10 protein-coding genes are annotated in these 11,065 nt (G+C 53.0%); 2 read left to right on the forward strand and 8 right to left on the reverse strand.

Features of this window, described 5'->3' with window-relative positions:
- Positions 1-101 precede the first annotated feature (101 nt).
- Positions 102-623 carry a MarR family winged helix-turn-helix transcriptional regulator gene (locus L692_RS29205; protein WP_025701349.1) on the forward strand — a complete coding sequence of 174 codons (522 nt, stop codon included), beginning with the start codon at positions 102-104 and terminating at the stop codon, positions 621-623.
- 132 nt (positions 624-755) lie between these two features.
- On the opposite strand, the gene L692_RS0117225 is transcribed toward L692_RS29205, so the two are convergent.
- The 6 genes from L692_RS0117225 to L692_RS0117250 form a co-directional block, all read right to left on the reverse strand.
- Positions 756-2,147: a 2-hydroxyacyl-CoA dehydratase subunit D gene (locus tag L692_RS0117225; RefSeq protein WP_025701350.1), complete on the reverse strand. Its 1,392-nt coding sequence runs from the start codon at positions 2,145-2,147 to the stop codon at positions 756-758.
- Positions 2,148-2,188: 41 nt separating this feature from the next.
- Positions 2,189-3,199, reverse strand: a complete 1,011-nt coding sequence (locus tag L692_RS0117230) for an ABC transporter substrate-binding protein (RefSeq protein ID WP_232238813.1) — start codon at positions 3,197-3,199, stop codon at positions 2,189-2,191.
- Between the two features lie 85 nt (positions 3,200-3,284).
- Positions 3,285-4,469: a 2-hydroxyacyl-CoA dehydratase subunit D gene (locus tag L692_RS0117235; RefSeq protein ID WP_025701352.1), complete on the reverse strand. Its 1,185-nt coding sequence runs from the start codon at positions 4,467-4,469 to the stop codon at positions 3,285-3,287.
- A 1-nt stretch (position 4,470) separates the two neighbouring features.
- Positions 4,471-5,268 carry an acyl-CoA dehydratase activase gene (locus L692_RS0117240; RefSeq protein WP_025701353.1) on the reverse strand — a complete coding sequence of 266 codons (798 nt, stop codon included), beginning with the start codon at positions 5,266-5,268 and terminating at the stop codon, positions 4,471-4,473.
- Positions 5,269-5,340: 72 nt separating this feature from the next.
- Entirely contained in the window at positions 5,341-6,174 is an 834-nt protein-coding gene (locus tag L692_RS29210) for an ABC transporter permease (protein ID WP_025701354.1), read from the reverse strand.
- On the reverse strand, positions 6,164-7,006 hold the full coding sequence (locus tag L692_RS0117250) for an ABC transporter ATP-binding protein (protein WP_025701355.1): 843 nt from the start codon (positions 7,004-7,006) through the stop codon (positions 6,164-6,166). The genes L692_RS29210 and L692_RS0117250 overlap by 11 nt, the downstream gene beginning before the upstream one ends.
- A 397-nt stretch (positions 7,007-7,403) precedes the next feature.
- On the opposite strand from L692_RS0117250, the gene L692_RS0117255 reads away from it, so the two are divergent.
- A complete protein-coding gene (locus L692_RS0117255) occupies positions 7,404-8,417 on the forward strand; it encodes a LacI family DNA-binding transcriptional regulator (protein WP_025701356.1) in 1,014 nt (337 codons plus the stop codon).
- 79 nt (positions 8,418-8,496) lie between these two features.
- On the opposite strand, the gene L692_RS0117260 is transcribed toward L692_RS0117255, so the two are convergent.
- Together L692_RS0117260 and L692_RS0117265 are read right to left on the reverse strand one after the other, a co-directional pair.
- The gene (locus tag L692_RS0117260) at positions 8,497-9,291 is read right to left on the reverse strand and encodes a response regulator transcription factor (protein ID WP_025701357.1); all 795 of its coding nucleotides are present in this window, start codon (positions 9,289-9,291) and stop codon (positions 8,497-8,499) included.
- Positions 9,284-10,978: a sensor histidine kinase gene (locus L692_RS0117265; protein ID WP_025701358.1), complete on the reverse strand. Its 1,695-nt coding sequence runs from the start codon at positions 10,976-10,978 to the stop codon at positions 9,284-9,286. Before L692_RS0117265 ends, L692_RS0117260 begins: the two co-directional genes overlap by 8 nt.
- Positions 10,979-11,065 lie beyond the last annotated feature (87 nt).

The following is an 11,065-nucleotide window of genomic DNA, read 5'->3' on the forward strand; positions in this document are numbered from 1 at the left end:
TCAGGAATTCGCATCAAGAGATGATTGCCGATTGATTCTGGCCAACCATGACCCCCAAGTAACACCGCAACTCATTAATTAGTACTCACGGAGGAACATTTATGCCATTATCCCATTTCGAAGCCGAACGGTTCAGATATTATATTTTGGCTGCTCAACGGTTAGGGAGCCGGCAGCTCCATGAATACACGAAACCACTCGGCCTGACTCCCGCACAATCGGAGGTCCTTCTGATATTGAACCAATGGCAGCCGATTACTCTGAAGGAGCTAGGCTCGCTGCTGGTGTGCGAAACGGGCAGCCCATCCCGTTTAATTGAGCGATTGGTGAAGGACAGGCTTGTCGATAAAGTGGCCGACCCCAAAGACGGGAGGTATGTGCTACTGCAGCTCACTGAGACGGGGACGCAAAAGGTTCAGGCGATTCGTCAAATCGAAGAACAGGTTCATGACGATCTGAGCAAGTTATTTTCGGATGAAGAGCTATCTCTGGTTAATAATACACTTGAAAAAATGCTGTCTTGCTTTTCCGTTGCCGAAGCTTTAATCCATCGTAAGTTCATGAAACCTCGTGGAGAGGGAGCGCCTCACAGTCTTTCAAATATCCCAAGTGAGCTTCCTTAGGGCCAAATCATGATCGATGACGGTCACCCGGCTTAATTCACCGGTAAACCTCCGTTTCCAGGTCATATAACAAGAGCCGCTTACCCGTTAGCGTAGGCGGCCCTTATTATAATAAAATAAGAATATCAGTTCCTACAGCATCTCCACAAACGCGCTGACCCGGTTCAGCAGTTGCTCGGATTGGGAGGCTTGGAACTCGTGCTCAATAATCAGCGTGGGCACGTTAACCAGCTTCTTGATTTCGTCGCACAGCATTCTGGCCATGGCTGACTGTGTATTGCAGCCCCAGTTGTACATGAACAGCACACCGTCCGCTCTTGATTTTCGAATCTGCTCGGCGGTCCACTTGGCCCGCTCATAGACGTTCTGCTCATACGGGTAGGATAGAGTCGCTTTAGCCAGATTATAGTACGGGTCGCCCGTCTCCTCTACCAGAGTGGAGATATTGCTCCAGTGATTATCCGTTCCGACAATAACGCCCCCACCCTCTTCGATCCGGTAATCGCTCGGAAACACGCATGAACCGCAGAGAAAAATCCGCGCCGGCTTATCGATCAACCCGTGTCCTTTTACCCCTTTGCGGACGCGCTCTTCAATGAAACGCTTGCCCTCGCGGAGAACGCATAGCGAAGCTTCCGGGTCGCCATGAACCTCCATGCCACCCATCTGCAGGATGGCTCTGCGGTCTTTGCCGTTGGTGGGAGGCGTATCCGGCGCCCACCACAGCTCAGCGATTTCTCTGGACAACCGGCGGCCCTCATTATGAAGAATAATTTCTTTGCGCAGATCCTCCTCGGTCGTCTCTCTCCCGGTCAGCTCGTCTATGCTCCGAATCAGCCGCTTGATATTCTCCGCGAAATACTCTACCGCCCATTCTTTATTCTTCTGGTCCGCCATCGGGAAATCGCCCAGAAACAGCTTGACGTCCTGCCGCTTGCCATGGCGGTGCGCCTCAAGGCTGTAGGAGACATCCGAGCAGCGCAGGCAGGAGTACGGGGCAATCATGTCGACGGGAAGCGATCCCTCCTGAATATACTCATAGCCAGCCGTATTGCAGACCTCGAAGCTGATCGACTGGGACGCCCGCTCCTTGTCATCCTCCCGAAGCACCTGCGCCTGTGTGAACGTGACGCCCTCCCTTTGGCAGGCCGCCCATTGGTTGACGCTGGCCGGGCGGAGGGCAATGGCGCCCGCCGCATAATAGGGATCGACACATTGGCCGCCCTGGACGAAGGCCACCGGAATCCCTTTCTGTTTGGCCTTTAGCATCCGGTCGTTGAAGGTGAGGGAGAGATACTCGTCCTTCAGCGAGTAGGGAAGAGCGATATCGCCCGAAATGCGGTTGCGGTTGTAACGGCCGTTGTCAAAAGCGTGAGGAAAGCGCACAGGCGCTTCCTTGGTCAGAAACTCCCAAATTTCCTCTGCGGACACGCGGGTTCCGTCACGGAACGTAATATCTTCCGTCCGGATAAATAATTCCTTGGCCGCCTCCGGGTAATGAAACAAATCCTGATTAATAGCCATGTCTGCCTCCTGTAATCAATCAATTTCTATCGAGTTCGAACCTACTCAAGAAAGCTGGAATCTATCCAGGTATTCGGATCAAAGACGACGTTCTTGTCGATTTCGCCAAGCCCCTGAATGATCTTGACCGCATTCTCCGTGCCCGTCACATTGACCTTGAAGCTTAAATCCCACTGGGCGATGTTGTTCTTGTAGAACTCGCGGATAATCTTCTCGTCCATATTGACCAGCGTCTTCCCTTTGGCTACCAGCTCTTCGAAGTGATCTCTTGCGTATTCATGGGATTCCCGGCTGGCTTTCAGGAAATTACGAACCGCCTCGGGATGTTCTTTAATAAAATCGCCTGTAGCGAATACATAAAAATGCTGATAGTCCCCGTACACATCGGCCGCCTTTACGAGCAAAGTTCCGATATTGTCGGCAACGAGTCTGGACACCACCGGTTCAACGGTTTCGATCGCATCCGCCTTACCCGATTGCAGAATCATGTATTCATCGGTTCCGCCCGTGGCTACCACATTAACTTCGCTTTCCTTCATCCCGTTTTTTTCCAGAATCTTTACAAAGGACTGATGATTCCCTCCACCGAAAGCCCCCGTAGCCACCGTCTTCCCTTTCAGCTCCTGGACGCTTGTAATCCCTTTTTTGGCTACGAGATAGAACGGGCTCTCCTTAATCGGCGGGGAGGCTACGATTTTCATATCCACCCCTTTGGCGATTCCCGTCAAAATAGGCGTGCCGTACGATCCCATATCGACCTGGCCGCTGACAACGCCCGCCGTCGCCTCCGCGCCGCCCTTCGTAAAGTTCACCACCTGCAGATCAATCCCGTATTTACTGAAAATCCCATGCTCAATACCAAGCTGATGGTACGCGCTCTCCAGCCCCACCGCCAGATTGGCAAAACGAATGGTGACCTGCTCCTTCGAAGTCTCCGAACCGGCCGCTGCACCGGATGGACTTGCGGATGCCCCGCCCGACGTCGCTTCGCCGCCCCGGGCACAGCCCGATACGCTCCATGCCATTGTTACGGCAAGCAGTATGGCCGCCACTCTTCTCAATCCTCTTCCTCCCACCTTGCTCCACTCCATTCATTATTCTTCTTAATATTTATAGGGTTGCTTCGTAGATGCCCGTTTAATTGCGCAGCGTCTCAAAATTTCGGATCTTCAGCATTTCCACAAAAGCCTCAATCCGGGTGCGGATCGCTTCATAGTCGGAGCCGGAGTATTCGGTATGTATCTCCAGAAGGGGGATTCCTTCGGCCGCCAGCACATCCTTGGTCTCCTTGGCCTTGAACGAATACGGATCGCAGTAACGCAGGGTATGGTAGATGACGCCATGCGCTTTATAGTTCTTGACCAGTTCCTTCAGGCGCTTGATCCGCTTGTCGGTTTCAAGCTCCAGATAAGGCAGCGCCCCATGCGGCGTCCGGTTGATATATGCCAGCGCAACGCCCTCCACCGTATTTTCGCCAATGTGAACGTCCAGATAAGGGATCAGGCCGGACCACAGGTCGTCGCCGACAATTCTTCCGCCTACCGCGTTAATAATGTGAATCAGCTTCTTGTCGCCTGGAGGGATGACACTGCCCGATATGAAGATGCGCGCCTCATCTTCCTCCTCCGGAGCCGGACGCCCTTGCGCTTCCTGAAGCTCCCGCAGCGTACCCTCCAGCATCCGCAGATATTCCTTGCGGTCCAGAACGTAGCCGGCGTGGATAATGTCATAGGTCTCCTCCCAGGAGATCAGCCGTTCCCGCTCAGCCTGATATTCATAGATTTCCACAATGGCGCCGCGTATGCGGTTATACAGCTCGATGGTCTCCGCCAGCTTGTCATGATCAAGACGAGCGCCGGACAACTCCTCCAGCCTGCCCGTGAAATGTTCAACTTCCTTCGTGAAGTAGACCTGAGCCTCCGGCCAGTAAAAGTTGCGGGGAACGCCGAGAACGACGACCTCTTTATTGAAGTAATATTCCAAAATTTCAGCCGTCCGGTAGGTTTGCAGGCATGTCGCATCAAAAGCGAGAAAGTCGGTGTTCTGAACAATCGGGTCCTTGTTCTCGGCGAACAGGCCCACGGTTTCGCGGACGTATACACAGTTCTTCGTAGAAATGTATCTCGCCCCGATTTCAACCAGCCGGTCATCGCCGCCCGCCCCGATCCGTACCGGAATCAAACCGAGAGCGTAAATCAATTCTTCCGGAAGATTGTAGCCCTGCCAGCCCACTACCTTTTGCCCGTTAGTTCTTGCTTCAGCGAGTTCTGCCGGACGTTCCGCCACACGCTTGCGAATAAGTTCAACCGATTGTAAAGTCATGCTATCTCCCCCTCTTCCAGGCGCTTTCCGCTATAACCGCCGCGCCGATGGCGCCGGCCAGCTGCGGGTCCTTGCGCGGTTCCACAATCTTGATCTGAAGCGCTTCCTCCAGCGCCTTCCGCATGCCGACATTCTTCGCCACGCCGCCCGAGAAGAACACGTCGTTCTGCACCCCTACCCTGGAGAACATGCCGCCTACACGCTTGGAAATGGCGTGATGAATGCCGACAATGATATTCTCCGGCTTCTCTCCCCGGGCCAGGAGCGATACGGTCTCCGATTCGGCGAACACCGTACATGTGCTGCTGACGGGAAGAACCTCCGTTGCGGACAGAGAGAGCGGTCCCAGCTCGTCCAGCGAGACCTTGAACACATTGGCCATCACTTCGAGGAACCGCCCTGTGCCTGCCGCACACTTGTCATTCATGGCAAAATCGGCTACATTGCCGTCATCATCCAGACGGATGGCCTTGCAGTCCTGCCCGCCCATATCAATAATGGTCTTCGTTTGCGGGTGAATATAATGCGCGCCCTTGGCATGGCAGGTGATTTCCGTAACGGTCTTGTTGGCGTAAGGCGCCGATATGCGTCCGTAGCCCGTAGCTACCACATAAGCCAGATCGTCCCTTGTCAATCCTGCGTTTTCCAGCGCGGCGTTTAGCCCGTTCCATCCATTCTCCTCCGTATTGATTCCGGTCCGGATAATGGCCGAGCCGATAATTTCACCCTCCGCCATGATTACCGTCTTCGTCCCCAGGGAACCTACATCCACTCCTGCAAATGCTGTTACTTTCGACATTGTTTTCTCTCCTTTGTTTAATATCCGGATCACCGCTGCGGGCAACCCTGTCTTACCGGCGGCGGTGCTCAGTCAGTCTTCCCTGCTGCGCCAGCCGTCGAAGCGCTTATTGAGCCGGTAGAGTCCCCTGTCCATGAAGATTCCGGCGGCTGCGATGACCAGCACACAGACGAACACCTTGTCCGTCTGGAAGGTCGCGCCCGCATACTGAATCAGATAGCCAAGCCCCTCCGACCCGCCGAACACCTCGGCGCCGACTATGCCAAGAAGCGCCCGGCCCGTAGCCAATCTAAGCCCCATCATCAGATAGGGAATGGATTCAGGCAGCGCGATCGTAAAGAACACTTGACGCTGCGTTGCTCCATAGGCAGCCGCAACCTTGACCAAATCCTTGTCCAGATTCGATACGGCGGTCTGCATGTTGATAATGAGGGGAAACACCGCGCTCAGGAACACAAGAGCGAGCTTAGAGCCCATGCCGAGGCCGAACCAGATGATGAACAGGGGCATCAGCGCGATGCGCGGCGTGGTATAACAGGCCGCCACCAGCGGGCCGAAGGCCAGCCCGGCCTTCTTAAACCATCCCATCAATACGCCCAGAGGGATGCCAGCGGCAATCGCCATCAGATAGCCGAGAATAAAGATCGTGCCGCTGGCTTTAATATGGACCCATAAAGAACCGTCCCGTATAAGCGCCAAGCCGGTTCTTGCGATACGGGAAGGGGAGCTTGAGAACATCGGATTAATGACCCCGGTATTGCTGCATATTTCCCAGACGGCAAGCACCAGAAAGATCACTCCGCCGCCCCACAGGAAGCTTTCGACGGATTTCCTCCTCTTCCGGCTCAGATGCACTCCCCGGACCATTCCGCGCCCTTCCTTCAATATGCCCGTTTCAGATTTCATATTCGGGGTTCACCTTCTTTTCCGCAGTAGAGTGAATAAGTTCCCAGATCCGTTTAGCCAGGTAATCGAACCTCGGATTATCCCGAAGCTCCGGTGTCCGCGGTCTGGGGAGCCGAATGCTGATCTCCTCCAGGATGCTGGCCGGTCTGGCCGAGAACACAATGACGCGGTCGGACAATAATACGGCTTCGTCAATCTGGTGCGTCACCATCAGTACGGTCTTGCCGGTGTTCTCCCACAGGGACAAGAGCTCATTTTGCATCGATTCCCTGGTTATCGCATCGAGCGCGGCGAACGGCTCATCAAGGAGCAGCACCTCCGGCTCGCATACCAGCGCTCTTGTAATATTCACACGCTGCTGCATTCCTCCCGAGAGCTGGTGAGGCAGATGCTTCTCGAAGCCGTTCAAGTGAACCATCTTAATATATTTCGCCGCCCTTTCCCTGGCTTCGTCCTTCCTGACGCCCCGCAGCTCCAGACCATAGATGACATTGCTCAACACATTCCTCCAAGGGAGCAAGGAAGGCTTCTGAAAGACTACCGTCCGGTCCGGCCCGGGTCCCTCTACGGATTTGCCATCCAGTTTGATGCTGCCTGCGCTAGGCTTGACAAGCCCGGCGATCGCATTCAGAAAGGTAGTTTTGCCGCATCCGCTCAGGCCGACAATGGATACGAATTCCCCCTGGCGGATATCCAGGTTAACCCCCTTAACCGCCTCGGTCCTTAGTCCCGTCGCGGGATTTTCAAAGATAATTTCGAGGTTGTTCACGGATAGCTTGGGGATGGCTGAAGCGGTGCCGCTTCTCTCCAGAGGGTGAACTGCTTGGCTCATTGAAATCCTCCTAAATGAAAAAGACCGCAAATACATGTCCATACGCAGCACAACGCACCAGACAGTATTTCGGCCTCTTATTTGTTAAGTCAGCTTAATTTTACTGCAACAACTTAATTTATTTACTTAATTATTAATCTAAAAACTTCTTAAAATATCTACCGAATATATCCAAGTGTTCAGGTGTGATTAATATATTTTCTTTTTGTAGCTTGAATTTTAGACCTGAAAACAGGAATAGTCAATAAAATATTCCCATTATTTATTGACAAAAGAGTGAAGCATAGAATTTACCATTAAATTCAACGTTAATTTTGTAGTTGCAATTTACTTAAATTTATCTAAAATAAATTAAGTAATATAATGCTGCAATCACTCAAAATGTGGAGGTCGTTGTATGAGGAAAGAGAAGGTTACCCTTGCCGATCTGGCGGAGGCGCTTGGAACCTCCACCGTGTCCATCAGCAGAGCGCTATCCGGGCAGCCCGGAATTAGTGAGGAATTGAAGCGCCGGATACTGAGCACAGCCAAAGAGATGGGATACAGGAAGGGAAAGAAAGGCGAAAGCCCCAGAATACTTCTGCTTCATCAGGACCCTTATATTCATGACAGCAACAACTTCAGCGCCATGTACCAGGGGCTTGAGAAGGTTCTTCAGGAGGCGGAGGCGGACTACGATGCGGAATATGTGGATAAAGAAACCCAAACCCGGCTGCAGCTTCCTTACAAAATGAGCAAAGAAACAGACTTTGACGGCGTCATCATGCTGGGCCGCTTTAACATTCCTTACGCTCATTTCATCCATGAACAGATTCCCAATCTTATATTCTTTACAGGCTACTCCCCTGCCTATAATTATGACAGCGTCTGGTTCAGCTTCCTGAACGCAGGCTACAAGCTGGGGGAATATTTAATGGATCACGGGCACCGGACCATCGGCTTTCTCGGCAGCAAGGGGTTTTACCGCAACAAGGAGAAGATGCTTGGGCTATCCATTGTGCTGGAGGAGCATGGACTGCCGGTCCGCGAGGATCTGTTCCTGGATACGGAAGCGGATTATCAGGAAAGACTGCTGGAGCTGATCCGGCTGAACTCGCTGCCCACCGCGTTTATTTGCGACCATGACTTTACCGCTCTTGAGCTGATCAAGTTCCTTCACTCAAGGAAGCTGTCCGTCCCGGCGGACGTATCCGTAATCGGAAGCGGCAACACCGAGCTGTCCAAGCATTGTATCCCCCCTCTGACAACGATGGATATGAACATCAGATATTCCTGCGAAGCTGTAGTCGCCACCCTGCTGAAACGGATCGCCAAGCCTGATAAGCCGGGAGAGAATATCGCCATCATCAGCACGCTGGTGGAGAGGGAGTCCGTAAGCGCTCCGCCCTTGCCTAACGACCCAACAGCCTGACGAGATTGCGGATCTTTAGCCGTAACAGCACCCAAATTTCAGCCGAAAAATACAGCTCTCCTAAAGGCGCTGCCGGCCCCTATATCTCCGTTTCGCGAACGCCAAACTGCTCCTGATACTGGCCGGGCGTGCAGTTCGCGTACTTCTTGAAGATGGCGATAAAATATTTGTAATCCCGGAAGCCCACATCCGAAGCGATCGTGTAGATCTTCCCATCGCCGGCTTTCAGCTTGTCCATCGCCCGCTGAATCCGGTAACGGTTCAGAAAATCATTGAACGTATAGGTCGTCTCGCTCTTGAATTTCCTGTTCAGGTAAGCGGCGCTGATTCCGAGCCGGTCCACAAGATCGTTGATGCTGATTTTATCGGCATAATGCACCTGAACGTACTCGATCATCTTCGAGACATAATGCGAGGACCCGGCCGGAAGCTTCATTAACGAAGCGTAAATCTCCTCCTCGCTCTCCGAAGCCGCCTGGATCAACGCATCATATTTCTTCTTCATCTCAACCTGCCGCTTGGCCCGCTCCAGGGCGCCGAGCAGCTGCTCCTGCTCCAGCGGCTTCACCAAATATTCCGTGACGCCAAGCCGAATGGCCTGCTTGGCCAGCCCGAACTCATCATAACCCGATAAAATAATATAGCTGCAGACGGCCTCCTGAACGCTGCGCTCGATCATCGTAATCCCGTCCATCAGGGGCATGTTCACATCGACGATGACAATATCGGGTTGAAGCGCGCGGATCTGCTCCAGTCCGGCCTCGCCGTTCTCGGCTTCGCCGATGACGATGCAGCCGGCCCCCAGCCAATCAAACGTGTAGCGCAGGCCTTTACGAATCATCTCTTCATCTTCAACCAGCAGCACTTTAAACATTGGCGGCCTCCTTCCCGTAAGGAATAATGATCCTGACTGCGGCGCCTTCTCCGGCAACGCTGTCGATGTGAACGCCGTAGCGTTCCCCATACATCAGAACCAGACGGCGATTGAGGTTGTTGAGTCCGACATGCGGCGACCGGTTGTCAGGGTCCAGCATAATTTCGCGAACCTGCCGCAGCCGCTCCTCGCTCATCCCCCCGCCGTCATCCTTGACCTCGATCGTCAGATCCGGGCCGGTTACGTATCCGTTAACGGAAATTTGCAGCCGATCTTTTTGCCGATAGCCGTATTTTATCGAATTCTCAATGACGACCTGGAGCATCAGCCTCGGAACGAGCGCGTCCATGGCCTCTTCGCTGACATTCAGCGTGTAGTTCAGCCTGTCCTTGAACCGCATTTGCTGGAGCTTCAAATAATCCCCGACATAATTCAGGTCATCCCTCAGCATCACCGTGCTGCCTTCCGTACTGATGCTGTAGCGCAGCAGCCTGGACAGAATAAGCACAATATCCTGCGCAAACTTGTTGTCGACTACAATCGCGTACCGCAGCGTTTCCAGCACATTAAAGATAAAATGAGGGTGAAACTGCGACTGAAGATGCTTCACCTCGGACACTCTCCTCAAGTCGGACAGCTCTTCATTTCGGGCCAGCAGCTCATTCAGACGGGCGAGCATCGTATTGTACTGGTTCGCCAGCGTCTCGAATTCATCCCCGGAGTCGATATGGACATAGGATTGCATATTTCCGGCCTGGAGTTCTCTGACGGCGTAGATCAGCTTGTCGATGGCCCGGGTATGGCGGGAAGAGACCCTCCTTGCAAGAGCCTGAATCAGAAACAGAAGCAGCACACTGGCAATCGTGAAGAACACAACGAGCGACAGGTAGATATAGTTCTGCAACTGAATGGCATTCAGCGTATATACACGCCACTGCGCCAGGGGAATGGACGTTTCGCTGCCGTAATACTTCCCGTCATTAATCACAATATATCCGTTGTCCTTCTCAAGCGTTAGTTTGTTCAGAAGTCCCCTGACAATGTTGTTGGTGGTGGCAATTATCGTTTGGTGCTGATCCGTCACGATCGCGATTTCATTATTCCGCACAAAAATCAGCTTCTGAAAATCCTCTTCATACAACTGGTAAGCCAGATACCCGATGACTTTTCCATCCTTCCGGATTTCCTTCGCAAAAGTGTACACGGTGTAGCGGTCATGGGAAAAGCGGATATGGTTGCTCTCGGCCAGCAGAGCCTGCCCGGTTCTGGACATCCGGAGCACGATAGCCTTCAGCGCATGATCGGAGGACTCCGGACCGAGATTGGCGGAAGAAGTCAGAATCTCGCCACTCCTGCTCAGAATATGCATGATGCTCTTGACCTGCTGACGGTTATTGAAATTGTAAAATTCCTCGTACACACGCGGACTGCCGCGCCGGGTATCGGTATAGTCAATCACCTCGGGAAGCTCGGCCATCCGGTTCACTTCCTCCCAGTAGGCTTGATACACCTCTCCGAGCGAAGAGCGGATCGCTTTGCCGGCTTCCTTGGTCTGATGGATCAGCATAAAGCGGGCGTTGACGACAGTGAAGATCAGAAACAGGATGAACAGAAGAGAGATCGGAACAAAAGCATACAGCAAAAACATACGGCGGATCGAGTCCTTGAAGTTTCTCTTTTGCACCATTGCCCTCCCCCCTCCATGATCCGTTGATTCTCACTATCGTAGCCGATCAAGGGCGCACCGGGCAAGCCGCAGGATAGTGGCTAACAG

Origin of the sequence: Paenibacillus forsythiae T98 (assembly GCF_000520735.1) — a bacterium.
GTDB classification, from domain to species: domain Bacteria; phylum Bacillota; class Bacilli; order Paenibacillales; family Paenibacillaceae; genus Paenibacillus_AQ; species Paenibacillus_AQ forsythiae.

Coding starts and splice junctions, on each gene's coding strand:
- L692_RS0117265 (WP_025701358.1), bottom strand. CDS start 10,978: ATGGTGCAAAAGAGAAACTTCAAGGACTCGATCCGCCGTATGTTTTTG.
- L692_RS0117260 (WP_025701357.1), bottom strand. CDS start 9,291: ATGTTTAAAGTGCTGCTGGTTGAAGATGAAGAGATGATTCGTAAAGGC.
- L692_RS0117225 (WP_025701350.1), bottom strand. CDS start 2,147: ATGGCTATTAATCAGGATTTGTTTCATTACCCGGAGGCGGCCAAGGAA.
- L692_RS29210 (WP_025701354.1), bottom strand. CDS start 6,174: ATGAAATCTGAAACGGGCATATTGAAGGAAGGGCGCGGAATGGTCCGG.
- L692_RS0117255 (WP_025701356.1), top strand. CDS start 7,404: ATGAGGAAAGAGAAGGTTACCCTTGCCGATCTGGCGGAGGCGCTTGGA.
- L692_RS0117235 (WP_025701352.1), bottom strand. CDS start 4,469: ATGACTTTACAATCGGTTGAACTTATTCGCAAGCGTGTGGCGGAACGT.
- L692_RS0117240 (WP_025701353.1), bottom strand. CDS start 5,268: ATGTCGAAAGTAACAGCATTTGCAGGAGTGGATGTAGGTTCCCTGGGG.
- L692_RS0117250 (WP_025701355.1), bottom strand. CDS start 7,006: ATGAGCCAAGCAGTTCACCCTCTGGAGAGAAGCGGCACCGCTTCAGCC.
- L692_RS29205 (WP_025701349.1), top strand. CDS start 102: ATGCCATTATCCCATTTCGAAGCCGAACGGTTCAGATATTATATTTTG.